This window comes from Murdochiella vaginalis (assembly GCF_902381775.1).
Taxonomy (GTDB): domain Bacteria; phylum Bacillota; class Clostridia; order Tissierellales; family Peptoniphilaceae; genus Murdochiella; species Murdochiella vaginalis.
The window spans coordinates 171668-196419 of the sequence record NZ_LR698969.1; the positions used below are offsets into that span (position 1 = coordinate 171668).

At 50.6% G+C, this 24752-nt stretch carries 22 protein-coding genes and 1 tRNA gene; 9 read left to right on the plus strand and 14 right to left on the minus strand.

The window, feature by feature from the left end; genetic code table 11:
• Positions 1–46: 46 nt before the first annotated feature.
• Complete coding sequence (locus tag FXY30_RS00695; protein WP_083428123.1) at positions 47–1192, minus strand: CD0519/CD1768 family membrane protein; 1146 nt, start codon at positions 1190–1192, stop codon at positions 47–49.
• Positions 1193–1361: 169 nt separating this feature from the next.
• On the opposite strand from FXY30_RS00695, the gene FXY30_RS00700 reads away from it, so the two are divergent.
• Together FXY30_RS00700 and glmL are read left to right on the plus strand one after the other, a co-directional pair.
• On the plus strand, positions 1362–2132 hold the full coding sequence (locus tag FXY30_RS00700) for a putative ABC transporter permease (RefSeq protein ID WP_071704919.1): 771 nt from the start codon (positions 1362–1364) through the stop codon (positions 2130–2132).
• Positions 2133–2134: 2 nt separating this feature from the next.
• Entirely contained in the window at positions 2135–3538 is a 1404-nt protein-coding gene (glmL, locus tag FXY30_RS00705; protein ID WP_071704920.1) for a methylaspartate mutase accessory protein GlmL, read from the plus strand.
• 62 nt (positions 3539–3600) lie between these two features.
• Here the strand turns inward: glmL and FXY30_RS00710 are convergent, their stop codons facing one another.
• A complete protein-coding gene (locus FXY30_RS00710) occupies positions 3601–6630 on the minus strand; it encodes an AAA family ATPase (RefSeq protein WP_071704921.1) in 3030 nt (1009 codons plus the stop codon).
• Between the two features lie 366 nt (positions 6631–6996).
• Between FXY30_RS00710 and hutH the strand changes: the two genes are divergently transcribed.
• The gene (gene hutH, locus FXY30_RS00715) at positions 6997–8538 is read left to right on the plus strand and encodes a histidine ammonia-lyase (protein ID WP_071704922.1); all 1542 of its coding nucleotides are present in this window, start codon (positions 6997–6999) and stop codon (positions 8536–8538) included.
• A gap of 153 nt (positions 8539–8691) precedes the next feature.
• Here the strand turns inward: hutH and FXY30_RS00720 are convergent, their stop codons facing one another.
• The 5 genes from FXY30_RS00720 to FXY30_RS00740 all read right to left on the minus strand — a co-directional run bounded on the left by FXY30_RS00720 (position 8692) and on the right by FXY30_RS00740 (position 12727).
• The gene (locus FXY30_RS00720; protein WP_071704923.1) at positions 8692–9201 is read right to left on the minus strand and encodes a hypothetical protein; all 510 of its coding nucleotides are present in this window, start codon (positions 9199–9201) and stop codon (positions 8692–8694) included.
• Between the two features lie 84 nt (positions 9202–9285).
• Positions 9286–10905: a hypothetical protein gene (locus FXY30_RS00725; RefSeq protein ID WP_071704924.1), complete on the minus strand. Its 1620-nt coding sequence runs from the start codon at positions 10903–10905 to the stop codon at positions 9286–9288.
• Positions 10889–11953: a glycosyltransferase family 2 protein gene (locus tag FXY30_RS00730; RefSeq protein WP_071704925.1), complete on the minus strand. Its 1065-nt coding sequence runs from the start codon at positions 11951–11953 to the stop codon at positions 10889–10891. Before FXY30_RS00730 ends, FXY30_RS00725 begins: the two co-directional genes overlap by 17 nt.
• 106 nt (positions 11954–12059) lie before the next feature.
• Entirely contained in the window at positions 12060–12398 is a 339-nt protein-coding gene (locus FXY30_RS00735; protein ID WP_071704926.1) for a type II toxin-antitoxin system HicB family antitoxin, read from the minus strand.
• A gap of 255 nt (positions 12399–12653) precedes the next feature.
• Positions 12654–12727: transfer RNA gene (locus FXY30_RS00740), tRNA-Pro, on the minus strand.
• A 199-nt stretch (positions 12728–12926) separates the two neighbouring features.
• Between FXY30_RS00740 and cysK the strand changes: the two genes are divergently transcribed.
• From cysK to FXY30_RS00760, 4 genes are read left to right on the plus strand one after another with little or no spacing between them, the layout of a single operon-like run.
• The gene (gene cysK, locus FXY30_RS00745; RefSeq protein WP_071704927.1) at positions 12927–13826 is read left to right on the plus strand and encodes a cysteine synthase A; all 900 of its coding nucleotides are present in this window, start codon (positions 12927–12929) and stop codon (positions 13824–13826) included.
• Positions 13816–14433 carry a serine O-acetyltransferase EpsC gene (epsC, locus tag FXY30_RS00750; RefSeq protein ID WP_071704928.1) on the plus strand — a complete coding sequence of 206 codons (618 nt, stop codon included), beginning with the start codon at positions 13816–13818 and terminating at the stop codon, positions 14431–14433. Before cysK ends, epsC begins: the two co-directional genes overlap by 11 nt.
• Entirely contained in the window at positions 14430–15359 is a 930-nt protein-coding gene (locus tag FXY30_RS00755; protein WP_083428124.1) for a DUF368 domain-containing protein, read from the plus strand. The genes epsC and FXY30_RS00755 overlap by 4 nt, the downstream gene beginning before the upstream one ends.
• Entirely contained in the window at positions 15349–16293 is a 945-nt protein-coding gene (locus FXY30_RS00760; protein ID WP_071704929.1) for an NYN domain-containing protein, read from the plus strand. Before FXY30_RS00755 ends, FXY30_RS00760 begins: the two co-directional genes overlap by 11 nt.
• Before the next feature lie 32 nt (positions 16294–16325).
• On the opposite strand, the gene FXY30_RS00765 is transcribed toward FXY30_RS00760, so the two are convergent.
• Both FXY30_RS00765 and FXY30_RS00770 read right to left on the minus strand, forming a co-directional pair.
• Entirely contained in the window at positions 16326–16829 is a 504-nt protein-coding gene (locus FXY30_RS00765) for an ImmA/IrrE family metallo-endopeptidase (RefSeq protein ID WP_071704930.1), read from the minus strand.
• A gap of 52 nt (positions 16830–16881) precedes the next feature.
• Positions 16882–17256, minus strand: a complete 375-nt coding sequence (locus tag FXY30_RS00770) for a helix-turn-helix domain-containing protein (protein WP_071704931.1) — start codon at positions 17254–17256, stop codon at positions 16882–16884.
• 176 nt (positions 17257–17432) lie between these two features.
• On the opposite strand from FXY30_RS00770, the gene FXY30_RS00775 reads away from it, so the two are divergent.
• Positions 17433–18743: a DNA polymerase Y family protein gene (locus tag FXY30_RS00775; RefSeq protein WP_071704932.1), complete on the plus strand. Its 1311-nt coding sequence runs from the start codon at positions 17433–17435 to the stop codon at positions 18741–18743.
• A 144-nt stretch (positions 18744–18887) separates the two neighbouring features.
• A complete protein-coding gene (locus tag FXY30_RS00780) occupies positions 18888–19808 on the plus strand; it encodes a 1-phosphofructokinase family hexose kinase (protein ID WP_157885015.1) in 921 nt (306 codons plus the stop codon).
• On the opposite strand, the gene FXY30_RS00785 is transcribed toward FXY30_RS00780, so the two are convergent.
• The 5 genes from FXY30_RS00785 to FXY30_RS00805 all read right to left on the minus strand — a co-directional run bounded on the left by FXY30_RS00785 (position 19792) and on the right by FXY30_RS00805 (position 24743).
• Positions 19792–20025 (minus strand): DUF951 domain-containing protein, encoded by a 234-nt coding sequence (locus FXY30_RS00785; protein ID WP_071704933.1) that lies wholly within the window; start codon positions 20023–20025, stop codon positions 19792–19794. The two genes, FXY30_RS00780 and FXY30_RS00785, sit on opposite strands and share 17 nt — an antisense overlap.
• A gap of 20 nt (positions 20026–20045) precedes the next feature.
• On the minus strand, positions 20046–21212 hold the full coding sequence (locus FXY30_RS00790) for a hypothetical protein (protein ID WP_071704934.1): 1167 nt from the start codon (positions 21210–21212) through the stop codon (positions 20046–20048).
• Between the two features lie 78 nt (positions 21213–21290).
• Positions 21291–22679 carry a hemolysin family protein gene (locus tag FXY30_RS00795; protein WP_071704935.1) on the minus strand — a complete coding sequence of 463 codons (1389 nt, stop codon included), beginning with the start codon at positions 22677–22679 and terminating at the stop codon, positions 21291–21293.
• A gap of 100 nt (positions 22680–22779) precedes the next feature.
• Entirely contained in the window at positions 22780–23673 is an 894-nt protein-coding gene (locus FXY30_RS00800; protein WP_071704936.1) for an undecaprenyl-diphosphate phosphatase, read from the minus strand.
• On the minus strand, positions 23658–24743 hold the full coding sequence (locus FXY30_RS00805; protein WP_331710528.1) for a tRNA 2-thiocytidine biosynthesis TtcA family protein: 1086 nt from the start codon (positions 24741–24743) through the stop codon (positions 23658–23660). The genes FXY30_RS00800 and FXY30_RS00805 overlap by 16 nt, the downstream gene beginning before the upstream one ends.
• Between the last annotated feature and the right edge of the window lie 9 nt (positions 24744–24752).

The following is a 24752-nucleotide window of genomic DNA, read 5'->3' on the forward strand; positions in this document are numbered from 1 at the left end:
TCGCATATATAAAAGAATTTCTTCGAGGATCTACAACACTGTCTCTCTACAGCAGCATAAAAAGAATATGGGCCGCAACGCCCGCACACAATCCGCCGATGGTATGGCTTAAAATCGAGCGACCGGTTAAGTCTTTGCAGCCGAGGGCTTCCATCATCGCGACGTGCGTGGAAAGATAGCCCGACCAGCACATGCAAATCGCGGTGAAGACAGCAATGTCATTTCCGCTGACTGCGCCAACCTGCGCCATGTTCTTGACCACGCCGATGGCGGCGCCGCTGGAGCCCAGCGCCGTGATGGGGACAGCGATGCCTTCCGCACTGGTAAAACCAAAGAGCGGACGAAGCACAAACGAGAGTTTCTGTCCAATCCAAGGCAGAACGGGAACGCCTTCCCCTGCTGCCCCGGTGTAGACGCCGCCGGCTCCCGGACCGTTCGTAAGCAGAAGGACAATCGTGCAAATGCCAAGGACGCCGGGAATGATGGCCATACCCATGTCCACCCCTCGTTTTCCACCATCTAAGAGCGCCTCGATGAATCGCTGTCCAACGCTTCCCGGACGCACGATGCGCATGGTCGAGGGCAGCTTGTCCTGCACGGCAAAGCCTTCTTGCGCATGAATACCATACTTCTTTTTGGTTGCACGCAGCATCAGTCGTACACTGACGACACTGCCGACAACCGCACCGAGATTTCCGATGAACGCAGCTTTTAAGGCTCCTTCCACGGGAAGCGCCATCATGGTGGTCGTGGTAATCAATCCCATACCGAATGCCGTGCCGAGATTCGTCAAGGCCGGCTTTTGATAATTCTTAAAATAGCGAATAAAGTTTTCTTCCGTCGCTAACGTTAAAATGGCCGGATTGTCAGATAAGTAGCAGTTCATGACGCCTAGGGACGCCGCACCGGGCAAATCGTAGATGGGCTTCATGATGAGCGAAAGCACTTTGTTGACCAACGCGATAAGGCCAAATTCCGAAAACAGACCGGACACCGCGCCGGCCATTACAGAAATAGCCATAATATAGAAGCAGGTGTGCATCAAGCTTTCATAGGCCGTATTCATGAGCGTCATCAACATATTCGTTGCGCCCATGACCTTCCCCATGCCGATGAAAAAGCCAAAGAAACAGATGAGAAATAAAACGCTTTCCAGTCCAAAAATCTTTTTTAATCGATGTTCGCCGCCCACCCTCAACCCTCCTTACTTATGTATAGACACGCTATAAAAATTATAGCAAATCTGCCACGGGATGGAAGATCTATAAACGGTAATGGGTACAATGATGGAGAATTCTTTCACGATTCGGTACCGGTTTTGCTCTTTTTGTCGTATGTTTACAAATCCGGAGGAGGCTTCTATGGACTACCTGTTGCTACTCTATTTTTTCGTCTATGCATCCATCGGGTGGATGATGGAAGTCGGTTATAATGCCGTTCATTCCGGGCGATTTATTAACGCCGGGATGCTCAGCGGTCCATGGTGTCCCATCTATGGCTTCGGAGCCTGCGCGGTCATTTTGTTTCTCTCGGATATTGCCCGTACCAATAAACTATGGCTGTTTTTCGGCTCCATGCTGATCGCCTCCGCGATCGAGCTGGTAACCGGATTTGTACTGGAGAAACTGCTGCATCGCAAATGGTGGGATTATTCCTATCGACGCCTGAATCTCGGCGGCTACATCTGTTTGGAATATTCCCTCCTCTGGGGCATGTGTTGCTTTGTGCTGTATGAGGCCGTGCATCCTCTTCTACGCCGTTTAATCCGCTTGTTGCCGGTGAAGCTCGCATGGGCCATCACGGCGGTTTTACTTCTGTTGCTTCTCGTCGATGTGGTGAACATGGTCGCCACCCTGTTTGGACTCAATAAAAAGTGGAAGCATACGGCAAAATTCAGCCGGGATATGCGAAAAGTATCCGATCAAATTGGCGAGCGCGTGTATGTGCGTACGCGGGATCTGGAAGAAAAACGCCAAGAGCTTCACGAAAGCGAAGCGGTCAAACGCATCGAAAAACGCCGCGAAAAACTTCTGGATCGCTGGCTGGCGTTCAGTCAGAAGCGGATGCTTAACGCCTTTCCCTATCTTACGTCGGAAAACGAAGACGAAAAGAAAAACAAAGAAGGAGAATAATTATGCATTATCTCTTAGTTGATATCGGCTCTACGTTTACTAAGGGCAGCCTCGTAGATACCAAAGAATGCCGCATTATCGGCCACGGCAAAGCCATTACCACTATTGAAACCAGCGTCATGCAAGGCATTCGGGAAATGCTTTTGGATCTTGAACAAGATGCTCATCAGCGTGGGCACCGCCTTGTGTTCATAGACGGTAAGTGCTGGGATCGTGCCCTTCTTTGCTCTTCTGCGGCCGGCGGTCTGAAAATGATCGCTGTCGGTTTAGGGCGACACCTTACCGCCGAAGCGGCCGCGCGGTCCGCCTTAGGCGCCGGCGCACGCATTTTGAAAACCTACGCATTGGAACTTTCCGAAGACGATTTGTGCGAAATCGAGCGCCTGCGACCGGATATTCTGCTGCTTTCCGGCGGAACCAACCATGGCAACCGCCGAAGTCTTGTGGAGCATGCACGAAAGCTTGCCACACTTTCGATTCGCTTTCCGATCGTGATTGCCGGAAATACGGAAGTTGCGGAAGAAGCGGCTGACATTCTTTCCGATTTTGACGTGACCATCACCGATAACGTGATGCCGCAGGTGAACGTGTTGAATGCCGATCCGGCGCGTCGTGAAATTCGACGTCTTTTCATGGAGCGCATCACCCACGCCAAGGGGCTGGACGAAGTGGGCGCAACCATCGGGCCGGTATTGACCCCTACGCCAGATGCCGTTTTGCAAGCGGCACGCCTGCTTTCCCTCGGAACAGCAAACCGCAAAGGCATGGGCGATTTGCTTCTTGTGGATATCGGCGGCGCAACGACGGACATCCACTCTGTCGGCGATGGCAAGCCCAAGGGGGCGAAGATTACCATCGATGGCAAAGAAAGTGAATTACGCGTAGAAGGCTTGCAGGAGCCGCTGGACAAGCGCACCGTCGAAGGAGATCTCGGTATGCGCTATTCGGCCTGGAGTCTGTATGAAAGCGTGGGAAAAGAAGCGCTCGAAGCGCTATATCCTGCCGACTATGCCAAGGAATGCGCTATGCGGGCAAAAGAAATCAAGTGGATTCCGAAAACGCCGGAAGATTTTGCCGTGGATCGCGCGTTGGCCCGTTCCTGCGCACAGATGGCGCTCTCTCGCCACGTCGGCACACTTCGCCGCGATTATGAGAAGGGGCGCTACATCTACTATCTCAGTGGCAAAGACCTATCCTCTTTCTCCACCATCATTGGCACGGGCGGCGTCTTGGTGCATCAAGATCAGCCGGCGTATATTTTGCGTCCCGATACGCACCTGCTCTATCCGCAACAACCGAAGCTCTATCTGGATCGAGCGTACATCCTTTCGGCCATGGGGCTCCTGGCCGGTGAAGAAGCGGATGTGGCGTTTGATCTTCTGTCCGCTTCGCTCGCGAAACTCTAAAAAAAGCTGACTGTCCGTTTTTTCGACAGCCGGCTTTTCTTATCCATGATGCCCGGAGACTCTTATCGGTTCCCTTCCGCTTCACTTTCCTGTAAATAGGTGCGTTCAAAATGATCCCGATTCGGATCCAGCAGCAACAACGCCTCATGCAGATACTCTTCTTTTGGGCGGTCGCAAATCGCAATGAAGCGAGCGGCCTCGGGCTTCTTTTCGGTTTCTTTCAACAAACGATACGTCGCATAGTAGGCCGTGCCTTGTGCGCGCGGATCATTCATCTTTTGTGAAAATTCGAGCGCCTGTTGCAAGGACGTTACCGCCTTATCCGTGTCGCCTTCCTTCCAGGCAATCAAGGCCATGTAGGCATCCAGCACCGGGCGTTTCCAGAAGGAATCGAATTTGCCATACAGCGGATAGGCAACGGAAAACGCGGCTTCGGCCTCTTCGTAGCGCTCCAGCGCGAATAGAGCCTTCCCTTTATTGATGTAGAAGACAGACATGGCGGAAAGGGCGTTTTTATCGTGCGAAAGCGTGATGGCCTCTTCAAATTCCTGCAACGCCTCTTCGTAGTGCGCCTCGTGAAAGCGAATTTCACCGATATAATTGTGTGCCGCTGCGATGTTGATAGCATAGCGCCGGGCGACTTCGGGTGTAACCGTAAAGGTTTGAATGGATTCATTCAGCAGCTGCTCCGCCATCATGTGGTGACCTGTCATGATATTGTAGAGTCCCTTTAGGCGCAGCAAAATGCCAATTTCCTTGTGATAGTTGCACTGCACTGCCAAATGCAGTGCGCCTTCAATATACGAAAGCATTTCTTCGGCCTGGTTGGTTTGAATGTTATAGAAAATAAACTGCTTATACCCTTCGAGTTCATAGTCCTTGTCGTTGAGCGTTTTTGCCTTACCGACGGCCTCGCGCATATCTTTGAGGCCTTCCGCATAGGCGCCGTCCCGAATGAGATAGCGGCCCTTCATGTAATAAAACTGCATTTCCAGACGCGTCAAATCTGCGCTCGCCGTATTAGCCCGCAAGGCATGAAATTTTTCTTCCAGCGTACTGAACATGTTTTGCAGGCGCTCACGAGAAATATATGCTTCCTCGCCGGCATCCGCCTCTTGAATGCTTAAAATCGGAAAGAGTTCATGTGAGAAATTCAAATAGTAGTTGAGCATTTCCAACTCAAACTGGATGCTTTTCAACGGTTCCTCGGCACTTGTATAGTGGTAAACCAGTTTGGAATAGAGATAGAGCGAAGGCTTAACCTTGAGGGAATCTTCCAAAATCTGTGCAATACGCTTATGAATCACGCGACACTTGGAGTGCGGCTGCATCATATAAATATATTCGCGCAGCTTAACATGCGTAAAGCGAATGCCGATGTCACTTTCATGCGCCCGCTCGGTCAAAATATTAATATGTTCCAAATGCTCAATCAAGCCGATAATATCGGAGTCGCTTCGTCCCATGAGATTCATCAAGACGGACAGTGGCGCTTCGTCATAGAAAAAGCTGACCAGATCCAATATATCGCGTTCCGGTTTGGATAAATACGCAAAACGGGCGCGCAACGCATCTTTCATCTTTTCCGTCATCAACGAATCGGTTTCGGAGGTCGTCAACAGCTGCACGTATTCCGTCAAAAAGAAGGGATTGCCTTCCGTTTCCTGATAAATTTTTTCCATAATTTCCGGCGAAACCGGCTTTTTCAACGCTTCCTTAATAAACGCAAAGGATTGTTCCCGATCGAAGCGCTTGAGACAGATGGTCTCTACCAGGTGATAATTGTTCAGCGTTGCCAAGGCATCGTCTAATGTCCGACTGATCTCCGGACGCGCCGTAAACAGGAAAATAGCATGCTTTTCCATGCGCAACATGACGGAGGTCAGCAAACGTACCGACACATCGTCGAGCCACTGAATGTCTTCCAATACAATAATGAGAGGATGGGATTGCGCAATCTTTCGCATTCCTTCCAGGAAAATTTGTGTCAATAAATCAAAATTGAGCCCCTTGCTGACTTCCGGAAAAAACAATTCCTTGGTTGCGGATTCCAGAGGAGGAAAAAGTTGTTTCATGGTGCTGTCCCAATAGGTGGGAAGGGAAATGCCCAGACGCTTGAGCACCTCACCCATGCGTTCAATGAGCACTGCAAAGGGACGCAGCGCGTACTCCTGCTCTGCATTATAACAGTACGCCTGCAAAATAACAGCGCCGTCCCCCACCTCTTCCAGGGTTTTGCGCAACAGCGCGCTCTTTCCGATGCCGGCCTCTCCTTTGATAAGCTGGGATTTCGCCTGATGTTTTGGCAAAAGATGCAAATTCTTCTGTAGCAATGCGCGCTCCTGAAAGCGGCCATAAAAAAATTCTTCATGCGAATTGACGTGTCGATCGCTTACGTCGATCTGATTTACCGCCTCTTCATAAATTGTTCTGGTTTCGACATCGGGGCTGACGCCAAGCTCGTCGCGCAACAGTTTTTTAAGATTGTAATAGGTTTCAATGACTTTGCCGGTTCGCCCGGTTTTGGCATAATAGCGCATAAGAAGGCGCACACTGCGTTCGTCGTATTCATCCATATCGATCAAGGTATGGATGGATTTTTCGACGTATTCATTTTGCCCCTCTTCAATTTCCTTTTCCAGCTGCTGATAGGCATGGGCGATGTACTTTTCTTCGTAAAACCCACGCATACGCGTCACCCAAAAATCGTATTGTTCCGAGTCCTTCACATAAAACCCCTGCAGAAAAGGCCCCTCGTAAAGTGTCAAATTGGCTTTCGGATCTTCGGCAAATTGCGTGGCATCACAAACGATGCCGAGCGAGCGATTCAATTCGAGCAACAGTTTTTTCGGGGAGAGGATAAAATCTTCTCCGATGCATCGTTTTGCCTGATAGATGGCATTACGTAAATTTTTCTTCGCAATCGCTTCGTCCTCATCCGGCCAAAGCAAGCCAGCAATTTCGGTTCGGGTGATGGTCTCATTGACCGCCAAATAATAAATCATGGCATTGATTTTGTTGTAAGGAAAAAAGATCCGTTCGCCATCCCTCTCAACATGGGGCACGCCGAACAACTTGATGCGTATGGTCATGAGGCCCTCCTCTCTATGCTGTTACGCCGTTTCTTCTCCTATTATACTATACGTCAAAATATCGTCCACGATTTGACGGAAAAGAAGACAATGTTTTCCCCTTTTCCCGCAAAAAGGAGAAAAGAAAATGTTTTATGCGGGTGCATTATTTTATTACCTTTGGACGCTGAACGGATACACTGACTTCGACAAGCCTGTAAAGGCTTATTTGCCAAGCCATAGACCGCACGCAACACCGTCTTTCGTTTGACAAGGGCGGAAAAACGGTTCCCGTGTCGGTCCGCCACAGCCAAAAAGCCATTCTCCCGATTTCTGAATGGCAGGAGGAAATAACCAGGTAACATGGAGTAACAATAAGGAGGAAACATGGAAAAAGTTATTTTGAATGGTTCGGATTTGACGCTGGATCAGCTGGTTGCCGTTGCGCGCAATCATGCGACGGTCGAATTGGCCCCCGAAACGGTTGACGCCGTAAAAAAATCCCGCGGCATCGTCGAAAAGATTGTGGAAGAAGAGCGTGTAGTTTACGGTATCACGACCGGCTTCGGCTCCCTGCACAATGTTCACATCTCCAAGAAGGACTGCGTACAGTTACAGGAAAACTTGATTCGTACCCATGCCGTCGGCGATGGCGCTCCGCTTCATGAAGACGAAGTTCGTGCCGTTATGCTGATTCGTGTCAACTCCTTAGTCAAAGGCGTTTCCGGTGTTCGTCTGATCACCGTCCAGACGCTGATTGATATGCTTAATAAAAATGTTGTTCCGCACATTCCGGAAAAAGGATCCTTGGGCGCCAGCGGCGACTTGGCTCCGCTTTCCCATATGGTATTGCCGATGCTGGGCCTCGGCCGTGCGTTCTATGAAGGCAACCTCATGAGCGGCAAAGAAGCCATGGCGAAAGCCGGCATCGAAACCATCCATCTGGAAGCCAAAGAAGGCTTGGCGCTCAACAACGGCACCACCGTTCTGACCGCTGTCGGCGCTCTTGCCACCTACGATGCGATGCAGCTCTTGAAGCTTTCGGATATTGCCGGTGCCCTTTCTCTCGAAGCCCATCGCGGCATCATCGACGCCTTCTACGAGAAACTGCATGCCATTCGTCCGCATGCCGGCTGCATTGCGACTGCAAAGAACATTCGCAACCTGACCGAAGGCTCGACCTACCTGACCCATACTGCCGAATTGCGCACGCAGGATGCCTACACGCTCCGTTGCATGCCGCAGATTCACGGTGCAAGCAAAGACACCATCAACTACGTGGCATCGAAAGTTGCCATCGAGTTGAATGCCGCTACGGATAACCCGATCGTCATTTCCGACACCGAGATCATCTCCGGCGGTAACTTCCATGGTGAGCCGATGGCACAGCCGTTTGACTTCCTGGGCATCGGCGCGGCCGAAATCGGTAACGTCTCCGAACGCCGTATTGAGCGCTTGGTCAACCATCAGCTTTCCGATTTCCCGTCCTTCCTGGTCAAACATCCGGGTCTCAACTCCGGCTTCATGATCACGCAGTACAGCGCCGCTTCACTGGCATCTGAGAACAAGGTTCTTGCCCATCCGGCAAGCGTGGACTCGATTCCGTCCTGCGAGAACCAGGAAGACTTCGTCTCCATGGGTACCATCGCGGCTCGCAAAGCGCGCGACATCGTCCGCAACAGTCTGCGCTGCGTCGCCACCGAAATGCTCGCCGCCGTTCAGGCCATTGACTTCCGCAAGGAAATGACAGACGGCAAACTCGGTGTTGGTACGCAAGCCGCCTATGATGCGGTTCGTGAAAAGCTCAACTTCATCGCGGATGACCACGAAGTGGAAATGTACGATGAGCTCGAAAAGATCACCGCGCTTCTGCTTGACGGCAGCCTGCTGAAGGCTGTTGAAGAGAAAGTGACCTTGGATCTTCAGTAATCCACGTACAACGAAACAATAAAAAGGAGAGGAAGCCTTCATGGTTTCCTCTCCTTTTTTGTTTTGTCATGAAACGAAATCCTATTTTTCTGCAAAGTGACGTTACTCGTCAGCGTCAAAGGGGCGATTGCGAATAATGCAGATCGTTGCGTGTTATCCTAATGCTTGGCTGTCTCTCGATAACGAAAGCTTTCTTGCTTCAACGATAATCAATCCGGCAAGCCAAAGCGACACAAATTCAAGATTCATCCAGTCAAAAATCGCCGGGTATTCCACCACCGGCATAATACAGGTGGCGTAAAACACACCGCTTGCGCCTACGCAAAGCACCCCACCAATAATAAAAGGTTTGCTGAGGATGGTTCCTTTCTCACGATAATACAGAACCAAATAGACGACGAGCGTCACAACAAAAAGAATACCAATCACCCATTGGGCAAAAGTGAGAAGAGAAAGAAAGAAGTCAATCGAACCCGCTGTTTTCGGCGCAGCAACCTCCGTCATCGCCATCCACTTTTCAGGGGTCATTTGACGAAAATTGATGAATGTCTCATGTTGAAGGACAAAGACAGCAGAGAAGAAGAGCAGTTGCCAAAGAATATCCAGAGGAATTGCCCATTTTAGCCAATCATGCCAATCCAATTTCATCCTTTTGCTGTTCATAAAAGCTCCTTTCTCCTCGATGAGATGTCCTTTTCGCTATTGTATTTACCCCCCCCCTCTATGCTAAAACAGGTTCCCAAAGCCTTATTCTTTTTCATACAGCGCATAATGCTGCGGCGCTTCAAAGAAAAAGTCCGCACGGTCAATGAGCCGGTAACCGGGAAATTCCCGCTCCTCTCCTCTTGTGACGATAAAATCGACACGTCCCTCACGAATAGCATCCTCCTGCTCCTGTTCCATTTCCGAAGAAGGGAGATTCAATCGGCAAAATGCGCGTACATTCGGTACAATTCCGGTCACGGTGTAAAAGCCGCCGTCCAAAAAACCGTAATTCAGAAGCGTCGGATGTTCTTTTTTTTGGATCTGTTGTGCAAAGCGATATTGAGGTAACTCTTCGCGAACCGTTCCTCGCAAATAGGCATTCGGCGAGAAAAACGTGGCATAGCCAACAGCGAAAGCCAAGGTCAATAAGCCGGCCTGAATGAAAGAAGAAAGCGCTTTTCGCTCGCCACGCCTTACCCGAGTCCTGTTCTCCAGCGGCGTTTCTGCTGGTACTTCCCTATCGTTCCTGAAAACGTGTTGCCAAAAGACGGCTGACCATTCAACCAGTGCGGCACATCCGATGCAGGCAAAAACAGAGAGAGGTAGCGCATAGTAGACATAAAACCGTCCGCCGATATAGATAAGGCACAGCATGAAAAACGCCTGAAATAGAAGATGAAAAAAAGTTCGCAAAGGACGATAAATCAAACACCAAAATAGACCAAGCGCCCCCATGGGGAACACAAAACCGAGCGTTGACCTGGCAACGTTATAACCGGTTCGCAGGTTGGAAAACAGCGAATTTCCTTGCCCATCGACACGCGAATAGGAAAACAGGTTATCGATAAAATAGCCCTGCACGAGATCCGAAAGCGCGCCCTGCAGAAGAAAATAGAGCAAAATGGGCACGGTAATCAGCAGGAGTCCTGCTAGAATACCGACGAGCAAGTGAAGCAAAGCGCTCATACCGGCCTCTTTCACCGTAATAAATGCCACCACGATAATCCAGCCGACGTAAAGGCCCACCAGCGTGTATTTGCTCCAAAACACCATGCCCGAAGTGATTCCGATCCCGACGGCTTGTCCGAAGCGCATCGGCTGTTTTCGTTCCACCACCAATAGCCCCTGATAAAGCGCATACGCAAGCGGTGCCAAAGCCAACTGCTCGACACTGTCTCCATGTGCAAAGGGTCGTGAAGCGAAAACGAGAGCGCCCATCAGAGGAAGAAAAACGAGCACACTCGATTTTTCGGTCAAAACACGGCAGGCGCGATAGCTATACCACAAGAAGCCGAAAGCTGCAGCGATTTCCAACAAATACACGCCAAAAAAGGTGCGGTACGAAATCATAGCGGCAACGGCATGGAGCATATACAAAAACGGGCCCTTTTGTTCCCACAGGTCGCGATACGGCAGAAGTCCGCGTAACATGGATTTCCCGACGGTAAAAAAGCAATTGGCATCCACCCAGTCATTGAGCGGATAGAGCGGTGACGATTTGGAACACAGCGTAATCAACAGCACGGCGGCAAGCAGAAGATACGCCGCGGCCATGCCATTTCGAAATCTTTGCGGGGGCGTTTTTGAAGGCATCGTTTGTTCCAAAACGTGGAGCTCGCCCGAAAGAGAAGATTCGTTGGTTGTTTTATTCATCGAGATCATGCACATTTTGTCCTTCGCTCTCGGCGGTTCTTGCTGATATCGGATCCGCTGCTTCCTGCGATTTCTGCGGTTCTTCCGTCTTCAAAAAGCGCGACTTGCTTTTCTCCTCTGTGCGCTCCGCAATGATATAACGCGGGCGACGCTTCGTTTCCAGATAGATCTTGCCCACATACTCACCGATTACGCCCAGGCAGATGAGTTGTATCCCGCCAAGAAGCGCGGTGGAAAGCACCGTGCTGGACCAGCCGGGAACGCTGTTTCCGGTAAAATATGAAATCAACACCCAAATAATCAATAAAAAGCTCAGTAGGGAAATCAAGAGTCCGAAGCCCGTAATGAGGCGAATCGGCTTTACGCTAAGGCTCGTTACACCATCGAAGGCGAGCGCCAGCATTTTACGTAACGGATAGTGGCTTTCTCCCGCCAAGCGTTCGTTTCGATCATAGTACACACTGGTGCTGCGAAAGCCGACTAAAGGAAACATGCCGCGCAAAAAGATATTGACTTCCCGAAAATCCGAAAATTCATCCAACACCCGCTTGGATACCAGGCGATAATCCGCATGATTATACACGACATCCGCGCCCATCCAGCGCAGAAGTTTATAAAATGTCTGTGCGCTGGTGCGCTTAAACCAGGTATCGGTATCCCGTTTTTTCCGCACGCCATAAACAATGTCGCAGCCGTCCCGATACGCATCCACCATCTCATCCATTGCAGATAGGTCGTCCTGGCCGTCGCAGTCAATGGAAATGGTGATGTCCGCCTTTTCCTTGGCCTCCATCAGCCCTGCAAGCAGCGCATTCTGATGTCCCCGATTGCGGCTGAGTGAAATGCCTTCCACCTCTTCATATTCCCGCGCCGCCTGTTGAATAAAGGGCCATGTCGCATCCCTGCTGCCATCATTGACAAAAAGAAGGCGACTTTGCGGATCAATTTTTCCCTCTTCCACCATCTTGTTTCGCTGCGCACGAAAAAGCGGCAATGTCACCGGCAGAACCTTCTCCTCGTTGAAGCATGGAATAACGATATAGAGTATCGGGCGCATGATCCCTCCTTTGGACAAAACGTTTTGGATCTTTTTTTCATCATAGCAGATCTTGTGTTCCAGGAGGTTTCAAAATGGAGAGGGAGCGTGCGATTTTCAAGCATACTTATTTCATTGCTAATTCTCTTTCGATTGCTTTTTTTACAAAAGCGTTAAGGCTCAATCCATGCTGAAGGGAATACACAGCTGCCTGTTTATGTAGTTCCGGAGTAAGACGAACATTAAATCCGCCTTTATAAGGTTTTTCCGGCTCTTCCCCGGTTTCTTCGCACAACAAAAGATAGGCATCTACTGCTTCATGGAAATCACGAATGAGAGACTTTGCGTCCTCTCCTTCATAAGAAATCAAAGAACGAATGCCTGTAACTTTTCCAAAAAAAACTCCATCCTCTTCCGAATATTCTAAGGTACCAATATAGTCTTTATATCGTAATACGTTATCCATCAAGGTCCCCCATTTCTTCTAATGCCTCTAAAATGGCTTTTATCTGATATGTAAGCAATTTGTTGAGCGTTGCACCCTATAAAGCAATTTGCAACTATTTTTAGTTGCATTTAAATAGTATAACGAGCTTTAACATATCTGAATACTAATGACGCAAAAAGAGACGGCTAAAAACCGTCCCTTTCCTTTTTCAGTATCAAATTCGTATCATTCATTTCTGAAACGTCTAAATTTCAACGTTTCCGGTGCATCTACTCGGAGTGACAGGATTTGAACCTGCGACCCCTTGTCCCCCAGACAAGTGCGCTACCGAACTGCGCTACACCCCGTAACGTTCCTATTATAGCATAAACTTCTCCTTTTAGCGCAAGAAACACATTTCCCTGACGGTTCGCTGTTAGAATGCTAAAGAAATAGGGAAAAGAAAAAGAGGTGGCGCAACGAATGACTTTCCCCAAGAGCGCCCTTGATGGAGATAGAACCCTTTGAATGGAACCTTTTGAACCTTTATACAGTAAGGAAGGTAAAATGAAACTCATTGAAACCATTGGAAATACAAAACTGATCCAACTCCAGCACATCGGTGGTGGAAGAATTTATGCCAAATTGGAGAAAAGCAATCCCGGCGGCAGTATCAAGGACCGTCCTGCCTATTATATGATTCGCGACGCCATCCAGAGCGGCGAACTGAAACCCGGAATGACCATTGTGGAACCGACGTCAGGAAACACGGGCATCGCCTTGGCACTTATCGGAAAGCAACTCGGCTATGCCGTGGAATTGTACATGCCGGCATCCATGTCGAAAGAACGCGTCCGCCTTATGCGCTCCTTTGGAGCCAAGGTCGTACTCACCACAGAAGGGGCATTGCAGGGAGCGGTCGACGCGGCCAAGGCGAGAGCGGCCGAAGGAAATGCCTACATGCCGGATCAATTCTCGAATCCGTCCAACCCGAAAGCACATTATGAAACCACCGGCCCGGAAATTGCGAAGGCATTGCCCGATGCTGCGGCATTCGTCTCCGGATTCGGTACGGGCGGAACCATTTCCGGAACGGGACGGTACCTGAAAGAGCATATTCCGGGCATCAAAGTGTTCGGATTGGAACCCAAAGAATCCCCCTTAGTCAGCGAAGGACATGCCGGCGCCCATAAAATTCAGGGCATTTCCGGCAATTTTGTGCCCAAAAACTTAGACAAAAGCCTGCTGGACAAGATATACTCGGTGGCAAGCGACGATGCGATCGCGATGGCTCGGCGCCTGGCCGCAGAAGAAGGCCTCTCCGTCGGCATCTCTTCCGGCGCGAATGTTGTTGCTGCGCTCATGGCACTGAATGAAGTAAACGGAAACGTCGTGACGGTTCTGCCCGATTTGGGCGAGCGATACCTTTCTACGGCATTATTTGAAGAGGATGGAAATGAAAAATAGAGATTGGAAAGAAGAAGCGGAATACATCATGGCTTTGGATCCGGCATGCCGTTCCATAGAAGAAGCCACGAATTTGTATCCCATCACCGATGCGCTCAGCAGCTATGATATTGCCCACGAATTTTATCTGCAGGGCGAGTTTTATGAGGCGCGACGCATTTCGCAAAATGCACGCAACCGAACCGGCATTGAAATTCATCCCGGCGCGGAAATCGGGCGTTGTTTTTTCATTGACCACGGCATGGGCGTGGTCATCGGGGAAACCGCTAAAATCGGCGATTATGTACACATGTATCACGGCGTCACCCTGGGCGGCGTGGAGTCCTATGAAGGGCAACGCCATCCCATCGTGGGCAATCACGTGCTGATCGGTGCCAATGCCACGCTCCTCGGACCGATTCATATTGGGGACGGTGCAAAGATCGGTGCCGGCGCCGTGGTGATGCAGGATGTTCCGGCCGGGGCAACGGCAGTAGGCGTTCCGGCGCGCATTCTTCCCGCAAAACCGCAATCCGAACCTTCTTCGGCGGATCGCTGCACCGCGCCGCATCGTGGCCAAGCCGAAAAGGCAGAGGCAACGCTAAAAACGCCAAAGGAGAAAAAATGAAATCGGATCCATCTCCTCTTTCGACAGCGCAAAAGCCGTTAGAAGTGACCTATCCGGATGAGGGAGCGCAACCGCAGGCGATTTTGCTTCGCCTGATCAAAGGAACCCTGGTCGGTATCGGTGCCATTTTGCCGGGGCTTTCCGGCGGTGTGCTTTCGGTGATTTTCGGCATCTATCAACCGATGATCGCTTTTCTGTCCAATATTCGCCGAGATTTTATGCGCAATGTACGCTATTTCCTGCCCATCGGACTGGGCGGCCTGCTCGGCGTTTTTCTGTTCTCGATTTTCGTTGAAAAAGCGTTCGGTCGATATTCCGCGCAATTTGTATGCCTGTTTTTAGGCTTTGTGATCGGCACCTTTCCGAGCCTCTATCGACAGGCGGGAAAAGAAGGACGCTCTTCGTCGGATCGCGTACTTCTGGCCATCTGTGCGGCGGGGATTTTTCTACTCATGTCGTTCGGATCCCATCTTCCGCAGGTCACGCCGAATCCGCTGGTTTGGCTTCTTTCCGGCGTCTTAGTTGCCTTCGGCTTTATCATTCCGGGGATGAGCCCATCCAACTTTTTGATCTACTTCGGTCTGTATGACAAGATGGCGGCCTCCATTGCGGCCTTCGATTTCGGCATGCTCATTCCGTTTGCTGTCGGTGCCGTCCTATGCATTCTGCTCTTTTCAAAAGTCGTCGCCTGGCAATTTCGCCATCACTACGCACCGATGTTTCATGCCATCTTAGGCATGGTGGTCGGCTCCACGCTGGGAATTTTCCCGGCGATCCTTTTTCCCGCACTGACACCGGAAGGCCTTGCCACAGCGCAGTTGAGTCTTCCTGTGGCCATACTTTTTGGCCTCGGCATGCTTCTCGTCGGTATAGGGATCAGCTATCAATTCAGTAAATTAGAAGAAAAGGTGAATTATGAACGATGAAACACGATTGGCCGTATTGATCGACGCAGAGAATATCTCGCCGAAATACATTCAGGTCATTTTTGACGAAGTATCCAATTACGGGGTCTCCACCTATCGCCGCATCTACGGCGACTGGACCAGTACCCGCAATAACCGCTGGAAAGAAGTGCTTTTGGATAATTCCATAACGCCCATCCAGCAATACAGCTATACGGAAGGCAAAAATTCTTCCGATTCCGCCATGATTATCGATGCCATGGATATCCTCTACACGCTTTCTGTGGACGGCTATGTCCTGGTCTCCTCCGACAGCGACTTTACGAGGCTGGCCTCCCGCCTTCGCGAATCCGGCATGACTGTCATCGGCATGGGCGAAAGCAAGACGCCGAACGCGTTTATTTCCGCATGCAATACATTTAAGTATTTGGATATTCTTTTTGCCTCGCTTGCCAATGCAGAAGAAGAGGAAGAAAATCACGAGGATTCGAAAACGGCCAAAAGTAAGTCCGGCCGTAGTGCCGCTTCTGCACAGGAGCACGCGGCGACCTCTTCCAAATCGGAAGAAAAAGCTGCAGCAGCAGAAAACGGATCCATGACGCCGGCAAAAGGAGCCACCGTTTTAACGCGCAAGGAATGGAAAAAAGATCATGCGCAGGCGACAACCGCGAAACGAAACGGGAAGCGCGAAGTGCCCCGTCCGCAGACTACCATTCTTTCTGTACGCAAAGCACTACGCAGTATTGTGCGCGAAAATTCCGACGAAGAAGATTGGATCTCGTTGGCGAATTTGGGCAACCAGCTTTCCAAGCGCTTCCCCGATTTTGACGTGCGAAACTACGGCCACCAAAAATTGGTCACCTTCATTGAATCTTTTCATGAATTCGAAGTCGCCCATCGACCGGTATCGGAGTTTGGCGACAAACAGCTTTTTGTGCGCCTGCGCAAGAAATAGGCTTGCGGTCGGCTACAGCGTGGTACACCTCTTCACCCTAAAAAGTTTGCAGGCGGCCGCTCCGGAAGGTGCATTCGACAGCCTTTTTTCTGCATTTCATGTAATTTCACCAGAAGCAGGTTGATGTCCGTCGAAAGCATTTTCGCCATCGTCACAATATCGTAGCCTTCATTGGACAAGGCTTGCACCTCTTCTTCATCCAGCAACAGGTGCGCCGCAAAAACGTTCGCCTCATACTCTTCTCGCTCGCTCATGTTGAGCAGCGTAAACGGCACGAAATCGCGCACCCCGTCCTCTTCTCCTTCGTGAAGCAGCGTATGGCCCAGCTCATGGGCCAAAATAATACGGCGGCGGGGCTCTTCAAGCGCAGCATTCAGAAAAATGCATGGTTTTCCGTCAATGCGTGCCACCATGCCGCCAAGCTGGTGAAAATCGCTGCGTTCGTAGAGACGAATGCCCATGGCGCGCACAATCTCTTCGGGGTCCTTGCTCTGATATTCGATTTTCAGGCGTTTTACGCATTCTTCAATCGACATCCTGATCCACTTTCTACCGAAAACGATCGCTCCTTGAGCGGTCGTTCGTTTTTTAGTTCTCTTTTCGTGCCTCCCAATACGCCTCCTGCAGCGCACGCATGACGGCATCCTTATCCTCTTCGGAAAGCGTTCCGCCGGAAAACATGGCGCGCGCCTGCCGAAGGAGGCGAGACACTTCCTCTTCCTGTTCCGTGGCGGAAGATGTCTTGGGAAAGGCAGAATCTTCCTCATGCTCGGTATACAAATAATTCACATCCACAGAAAATAAGGCCGCCAGCGTCGTATACGTCCTTCGCTGTTTGGGATAACTTTGGCCCCGCTCATAGCTGACCACGGTACGGGTTGAAACATGCAGGCGTTCCGCCAGTTCTTTTTGCGTCCAGCCCTGTTTTTCGCGCAGCGCTTTCACCTTTTCACCGAATGTCATGCTCTCTCTCCTTTCGATAGGAAGATAATGTTCATCTTTTTCTTGACAAAGGAAGATTATTTTCCTATACTGGCTCTACAGTAGGAAGATGATCTTCCTTTATTGTACGCGCTTCACATGCTGTGTCAAGGGCGATTTGGCACTTTCCGGGTTTTCATCGGAAGAGAGGAAGAACGATGCGCCGACAAATTCTTCATGTGGATATGAACAGCTTCTATGCTTCCGTCGAACAGGCGTTTGACCCGTCCTTGCGCGGCAAAGCCATGGCTGTCACCGGAGCCGCCGAAAAGCGCCATGGCATCATTTTGGCCAAATCCCCGGAAGCCAAAGCGAAAGGAGTACAAACCGGTGAGGTCATCTGGCAGGCGAAGCAGAAATGCCCCGAACTGATTACAGTTGAGGCGCATTTCGAGCGTTACCAGCTGTATTCCCGTCTCGCCCGAAGCATATATCTGGAATACACCGATCGCGTTGAACCGTACGGATTGGATGAATGCTGGATGGACGTATCCGGCTCCTTCCGACTATTTGGTGACGGCTGGACCATTGCGGCAGCCATCCGCAAGCGCATTCGTCGAGAACTCGGCGTAACGGTATCCATCGGCATAAGCGATAATAAGGTGTTTGCCAAGTTGGGCAGCGATCTGCGCAAACCCGATGCCCAAACACGCCTGGATGCCTCCAATTTTCGCGAGCGCGTATGGCCTCTTCCCGTAAGCGATCTGCTCTTTGTCGGCCGCCAGACCACCAAGGCGCTGCTCTCCTTTGGCATCACCACCATCGGTGAACTGGCCAATGCCGATACGCAGCTGATTGCGCATCGCTTTCATCGAAACGGCATAAAATTGCAGCAAGCGGCACAGGGAAAAGACACCGAGCCGGTTCTTCCTTACGGCATGCGACCCATTGCCAAAAGCATAAGCTGTGGCACCACCTTTCCCCGCGACTTATACACAGAAGAAGATATTACCATCGCTTTGCTTGACTTGGCGGATCACGTGCAATCTCGCCTGATTGATGCCGGCCTCCGCGCCGAGGGGCTTGGCGTGTGGGCTCGTGACCGCCGACTGGTGATCACCCATGCCACGGACTCTCTTCCCTATCCCACGCAGAGCGCGCAGACTCTTGCGCGCTATGCGCTGCCTTTGGCGCGATCTCTTTTTGATCCGCAAAACCCGCTTCGTTCCCTTACGCTTTGCGCCACCGCCCTTCGTCCGGCCAAAGAAGCCGTGCAAACACTGCTGTTTTCGGATATTGTCCGGCACGATAAATGGGAACGCGTGGCAGATACGGTTGAAGAATTGCGGACACGCTATGGGAAGCGGGCGATCGGGCCAGCTACGCTTTCTTCGTTGGCCCTGGCTGATCTGGATGCCCCGCGCGCGCCCATGCCGCTTTATCTTTCCGCCTGTCATGCCCTGCACAACACACAAGACAAAGGCAAAACGGGATATTCTTCTTTGATAAACGAAACAAAGATCGGATAACACCACATACAGGCAAAATGCGGTAAGATAACAAAGGAAATTCGAGAAGAAATACAAATCGTCATCGCCGTACGATATGGCTTTGTGATGCGATGGCGTCAAAGCGAACGCGGTTCGCGAAAAACCGAGCGAGAGGAGCCCGCCGTGATTTATACCGTAACATTAAATCCTTCCGTAGACTTCATCAGTCGCGTAGAGAACATGCGCGTCGGCGAAATCAATTATTCCACCGAAGACCGGATGGTTGCCGGAGGCCGAGCCTTGATGGTCTCCCGTATTTTGCATACATTAAGCATTCCCACGACCGCTACCGGCTTTATAGGAGGACACACCGGTTCCTATATTGAAGAAGAGCTGGATCGCGAAGGAATCTTACATGATTTCATTCGTACCAAGAGCAACACGCGACTGAACATGTCTCTTTTTGTGGATGCTGTCGAAACACGCATCCTGGGGCGTGGCGGAGAAATCCAATCGAGCGAGGTCAACGATCTGCTCTATTACCTCTCCCGCATTCGGGAAGGGGATTATCTCGTCGTTGCGGGATCGCTTCCTCCACGTATGGACAATGATATTTATGAACGGATGTTTGATATTGCCACGGTAAACGGTGCAGCGTTTTTGCCCATCATCGCACCCGAGCCATTAAAAAAAGCGCTGGTTAAAAAGCCTCTCTTAATTGCACCGACCATGAAGGAGCTCTGCACACTTTTTTCCGTCGACGAAATCCGTCCAAAAGAAGTGGTGAACTACGCCAAACAGCTTCTTTCCGAAGGTGCCCAGAATGTGCTCATTAACCGCGAGCGCGCCGGCTCACTCTTTGTGACCGCGGATGGTGAAGTCTATCAGGCGGAAGGTCCACAAGGATCCATTGTTTCGGCAACCTATACCAATATGGCGCTCATTGCCGGCTTCATCGGTAACTATATGCGCTCAAACGACGCAAAAAAAGCGTTCCCATCTGCGCAAGGGTGTGCCAATGCCACCTATGCCGTAGAAACGCTGCCTTCGCTTGCTACCATTCGTCAAGCTGTTGCCGCAGTACAGGTTACTCGCCTGGCGTAATCGAAGCATCCGTATGCACCGAAACGAAACGACCGTCCTGCTCACGGATGCGGCGCGCGCGTTTTTCCCATTCGCTTCGGCGCATCCATAGCTCCTGGCCGCAGCCATTGCAACGCAAGTGAATTTCCGGGCCTGTGCGCAGAATGGTCCATTCATTCTTTCCGCAGGCATGCGGTTTTTTCATCTGCACGACATCCCCCGATTGATAGCGGCGCATGAGTGTTCCTCCTATCCTGATCAAGGCAAAACGAAGAAGGCTTCCCGATAGACCAGCATCGTCGCACCGTCTGCTTGCGGCAGCGCGCGAATGAATTCCTGCGTGTCCACCACCTCTTTGTTTTCCCCTTTTAACGTCATCCGACGATTCTTTCCAATGACGACCATTCCGTTTTTTCCGGCAATGACTCGCAAGGGCGGAAAATCTAAGGCCGTCGTTTTGACAGCTTTTCCATCCACCGCATAGCAGGTAAGCGCTCTGCCGTCCGTCACCCAAACACCTTCTTCGTTGACTGCCATGTCCCAACCTTCCGCAAGAGGAATGGTAGTGGTAACGATGTTGTCTACCACAAAAAACAAGCGCTTTTCCTGGGAAACGACAAAACTTTTTTCTCCCGTCCAGTAAAGGCGGGTAAACGGCGTGTCGGCATGCAGTTGAAAGCGATCTTCTCCCAAAAGCGCATCCGGCGTTTCTTCCTTCTTCTCTTTCGGCTTTTCCGGAGTAACCGAGCGCAAAACCAAAACGCTTCGCACCGGTTCCTCCGCTGTCGACTGCGGCAAGGAAAACCCCGGTGCTTTTTCCACTGTGCCGGTGGTATGTATGCCTTTGGAAGAACCTTCTTCGGTCCATGCCACATACGTGTCCGTCTGCGCTAATAATCCCGGTGCACCGGCGGTTTTCTGGACCGACTGGATCGTACCTTCTTTATCAAAGACGACAAAGCGATCTGCCTTGATACCGATCAGGGCGGCGGGCGAAAAGGCTCTCTTTTCCACCGCCATGAGCCCAAGCAGGCCGTCCTCTTGTATCGTTTGTACTTCCTGTCCGTTTTTCGGGTTCAGCACTTGTATGCGGTGATCCTTTTGGATGAGATATACGTTATCCCCGTAAATAGGCTTGGTGTCCCGCGCAATCGGCACTTCCCAGCGCTTTCCTCCGGCGTCAAAAGCGATCAGATTTTTTCCATCGCGGAAAAAGAAGCAGCCGTCAATCGCACCGATATCCTTCCAGGAGTCCGCATAATGCAGCGCTACTTCTTTGGTGGACGCGTTTTTTCCTTTCGGCAGAAAAAAAAGAAGGAGCAGAAGCACAAGGATTCCGGCCGCTCCTGCAATAAACAGGCGTTGCCTTTGGTTCAGGCGCTTTTCTCCTCCCTCGAATTTGGTTTTTTCCGGCATCGTAATCATGAACACTCCCCCGCCTGTTCCCTGGCGAAAACGTTGCAGAACACGTTCCTTGCCACGAATATCGTTCGCTCCGCTTGGTTAGGCGTTATTTTGTTTGCGTTTTGCGCGCTCTTCTCGCTCTTTTTTCCACGCGTCGGGATCGTATTCGATGCGCACCCATTGAATGCGCTTGTTTTCGATTTTCTCGATTTTAAAACGCATTCCTTCATATTCGATAAACGGCCGTTCCTGGTCCTCCGGAATGCGTCCCATCAGGAAGAAAAGCAAACCGCCGAGTGTATCGTAATCTTCCGTCTCTTCATCAAAATCCGACTCGGTATTATAGTTCAATTCTTTAATGGACAACGTGCCCTTGGCATAAAACGTATTGCGGCTGATTTTCTCAATTTCCGGTTCGTCCTGATCATATTCGTCATCAATGTCGCCGACAATTTCTTCCAACACGTCCTCCATCGTGACAATGCCCGAAAATCCGCCATACTCATCAATAAGAATGGCCAAGTGAAAGTTTTCGTTGCGCATTTCATTAAAGAGTTCATTGACATTTTTACGCTCCGGCACGAAATTAGCGGGTCGGATGATCTTTCGCAGCGAAACATGTTCAAAGCCTGTGCTATACGCTTCCTGTAAGTAATCCTTTATGTAGAGAACGCCAATGACATTGTCGATTTCATCATCGTAAACCGGAATACGCGAATAGCGAACGGAAAGCAGTTCATCAATATATTCGGTATAGGGATCATTGACATCAATGGCGAATACTTCGGTTCTCGGGGTCATAATATCTTCCGCCGACTTGTCATCGAAGGAAATGATGGAGGTGATCATTTCGCCTTCATCACGATTGATCATGCCTTGACTTTGTCCGACCTGCACCAACGACTTAATATCCGAAAGCGTAACTTTTTCTTCGATGGCATCGATTTCGACGCCCATCAAGTGCAAAATGCTATTGGTACACCACGAAAGAAAATGCACAAAGGGTGTAAGCAGCTTGGAACTCCACCAAAGAATGCCGATCGCGCTGTCGGCGAAGTTTTCTGCATTTTGCAAGGCCAAGCGCTTGGGCACCAGTTCACCGAAAACAATGGTTAAGAGGGAAAGCAGAATGGTAATCGTAATGGTGGCTACGCCGAGGGGGCTTGGAACACCGAAGGAGCCGATAACATCCGCCACGTATGTCGCAAGACCCGTCGCTGCACTGGCGGAGTTGAAGAATCCCGCTAAGGTAATACAAATTTGAATCATGGAAAGAAAATCCGAAGGGTCTTCCGACAGGCGCAAAATCCGACGCGCCCGCTCGTCGCCTTCGTCACGACGTTCTTTCAACCGATTGGCATCCACCGAAACCAGCGCCATTTCTGACGCGGCAAAAAACGCATTGACGACGATCAAAATGACCATCAACAACAACTGAAAAAGTAAGGCCGAACTCCCGGCTCCAGGGTCTGAGACACCTTGGTCCATTCTTTCCTCCTATTACACGACACCACGCGATGGATCGATTCCAAAGCGGACGAACACGCCGTCCTCACCATTCCACGTAGCCATTGACGCGAATATCTTATCACATTCCAAAAAGCATATAAAGCAACAATAAGGCGGACAGGCCGATACGATAATAGCCGAAGACCTTGAAGTCTTTTTTCTGCACATAGGCCATAAATTTCTGAATGACCACGTAGGCGACGATAAACGACAGTACAAAGCCCAGGAGGATCAACAGCCACTGTCCCAGGGTAAAGCCACCCAAGTTCTTGATCACTTTTAATAACGTTGCGCCCATCATCGACGGAATGGCCATGAAAAAGCTGAATTCGGCAGCGGCGACGCGCGAGCTTCCCAAAACCATCGCACCGATGATGGTAGCGGCGGAACGTGAAGTTCCCGGAACGAGAGCCAAACATTGGAACAGGCCAATCATAAAAGCGGTCTGCAGGCTGAAGTCAAGCGGGTCCGCATACTGGGCGGTTTTGCGCTTTGCATTCCAGCTCTCGACAAAAATCATCACCACGCCGTAAAACAAAAGCGTGAAGGTCACCACGGGCATGGTCATGAGGTGCTCGTCAATCACATCGTCAAAGAGTATGCCCACAACCGCCGACGGAATGACCGCAACGACGACACGCAACCAAAGTGCCATCGTGCGTGGATTCACATGCGTCACATTGTAGTAAAGGCGCGTCTGCTTGTTCCACTGTGCGTAACGCTTGGGCTTCTGCGCAAAACGGGGATCTTCACTATGCCAGGGATTCAGCCTTTTCCAGTAGATGACAATGACGGAAAGAATGGCGCCAAGCTGAATGATGATGTTAAAGGCATTGGCAAAGCCCTGCGGGTCCAGTCCAATCCACTGATTCGCCAGAATCAGATGCCCGGTGGAGCTGATGGGCAAAAATTCCGTTACTCCTTCAATGATGGATAACAGCGTAACCTTGATGATGTTTACAATGACGTCCATGCGTCCTCCTGATTATAATGTTCCAAAAAAGAATGTTTGTTTCCTGCCAGCGTGTAGCCCAAAATGGCGTCCAACGCGACATTTTCACCGCTGCGCAAAATGGATTTTTCCACATTGGGATTCAGCGTTTTCAGCGCTTCGATCAAAGCTTTGATGTTGCGCCGCTGCGAGTCGACCTTCTGCTGTGTCACGACACAGGCGCAGTCAAGGGGCTTGAGTCCTGCAAAATCACGCCATGCTATGATACTTTTCTCTTCCACAAAGTACAAGGGGCGAATCAGCTCCATGCGATCAAAGTTTTTTGCCACAATCTTCGGCATCATATTCTTGTAATTAGCCGACCAGAGAACATTAAGCAAGGTCGTTTCAATCACGTCATTAAAGTGATGCCCCAGCGCCAGCTTATTGCAGCCGAGCTGTTTCGCGCGATCGTAGAGAAAGCCGCGGCGCATCCTCGCGCAGAGATAGCACGGTGCATCCGCAATTTCATCCGCCACCTGGAAAATATCCGAACGATAGATCGTCGCCGGAATGCCGAGCCAAGAGAGATTAAACAGCAACCGCTCCCGATTCATGGGAGCATAGCCCGGATCCATGGCCAAATATTTTACAGTGAAAGGAATGGCGGAATAGCGCGCCAGCGATTCAAAAAGTTTCGCCAGCAACAGGCTATCCTTGCCGCCGGAAATCGCAACACCGACCACATCCCCCGGTTCCAGCATCTCGTAGGTTTTTAACGCTTTATGAAACTTGGATACCAGCCGCCCGCGATAGGTCGTTTGAATCGCATGTTCGATTTCTTTTTTGGGCTTGAGCGTTTCGCCAAAAAGGCGATACGTGTCGGGATACAGGCGTGCCACCGCCTCTTCATGAGTTTCGCCCTCCTGGGGCACAACGGTTACGGTAAATTCTTCGGGCACCTCTTCCCGGCGCTTTGCCCAGAACGCCTGAATCTCAGAGGCGGCTTGCTCGTCTGTTTGCTTGCTTTCTTCCCGATCCGCTTCTTCTTTTTGTTTTGTCGCCTCTTCCAGATGTTGCAGGAAGAGCTTTTCGTTAAACATTTCCGGCATGGTTCCTCC

Coding starts and splice junctions, on each gene's coding strand:
- FXY30_RS00800 (WP_071704936.1), bottom strand. CDS start 23,673: ATGGACGTCATTGTAAACATCATCAAGGTTACGCTGTTATCCATCATT.
- FXY30_RS00700 (WP_071704919.1), top strand. CDS start 1,362: ATGGACTACCTGTTGCTACTCTATTTTTTCGTCTATGCATCCATCGGG.
- epsC (WP_071704928.1), top strand. CDS start 13,816: ATGAAAAATAGAGATTGGAAAGAAGAAGCGGAATACATCATGGCTTTG.
- FXY30_RS00790 (WP_071704934.1), bottom strand. CDS start 21,212: ATGATTACGATGCCGGAAAAAACCAAATTCGAGGGAGGAGAAAAGCGC.
- FXY30_RS00710 (WP_071704921.1), bottom strand. CDS start 6,630: ATGACCATACGCATCAAGTTGTTCGGCGTGCCCCATGTTGAGAGGGAT.
- FXY30_RS00785 (WP_071704933.1), bottom strand. CDS start 20,025: ATGCGCCGCTATCAATCGGGGGATGTCGTGCAGATGAAAAAACCGCAT.
- FXY30_RS00730 (WP_071704925.1), bottom strand. CDS start 11,953: ATGCGCCCGATACTCTATATCGTTATTCCATGCTTCAACGAGGAGAAG.
- FXY30_RS00775 (WP_071704932.1), top strand. CDS start 17,433: ATGCGCCGACAAATTCTTCATGTGGATATGAACAGCTTCTATGCTTCC.
- FXY30_RS00795 (WP_071704935.1), bottom strand. CDS start 22,679: ATGGACCAAGGTGTCTCAGACCCTGGAGCCGGGAGTTCGGCCTTACTT.
- FXY30_RS00735 (WP_071704926.1), bottom strand. CDS start 12,398: ATGGATAACGTATTACGATATAAAGACTATATTGGTACCTTAGAATAT.
- FXY30_RS00760 (WP_071704929.1), top strand. CDS start 15,349: ATGAACGATGAAACACGATTGGCCGTATTGATCGACGCAGAGAATATC.
- glmL (WP_071704920.1), top strand. CDS start 2,135: ATGCATTATCTCTTAGTTGATATCGGCTCTACGTTTACTAAGGGCAGC.
- FXY30_RS00720 (WP_071704923.1), bottom strand. CDS start 9,201: ATGAACAGCAAAAGGATGAAATTGGATTGGCATGATTGGCTAAAATGG.
- cysK (WP_071704927.1), top strand. CDS start 12,927: ATGAAACTCATTGAAACCATTGGAAATACAAAACTGATCCAACTCCAG.
- FXY30_RS00725 (WP_071704924.1), bottom strand. CDS start 10,905: ATGATCTCGATGAATAAAACAACCAACGAATCTTCTCTTTCGGGCGAG.
- hutH (WP_071704922.1), top strand. CDS start 6,997: ATGGAAAAAGTTATTTTGAATGGTTCGGATTTGACGCTGGATCAGCTG.
- FXY30_RS00805 (WP_331710528.1), bottom strand. CDS start 24,743: ATGCCGGAAATGTTTAACGAAAAGCTCTTCCTGCAACATCTGGAAGAG.
- FXY30_RS00770 (WP_071704931.1), bottom strand. CDS start 17,256: ATGACATTCGGTGAAAAGGTGAAAGCGCTGCGCGAAAAACAGGGCTGG.
- FXY30_RS00755 (WP_083428124.1), top strand. CDS start 14,430: ATGAAATCGGATCCATCTCCTCTTTCGACAGCGCAAAAGCCGTTAGAA.
- FXY30_RS00765 (WP_071704930.1), bottom strand. CDS start 16,829: ATGTCGATTGAAGAATGCGTAAAACGCCTGAAAATCGAATATCAGAGC.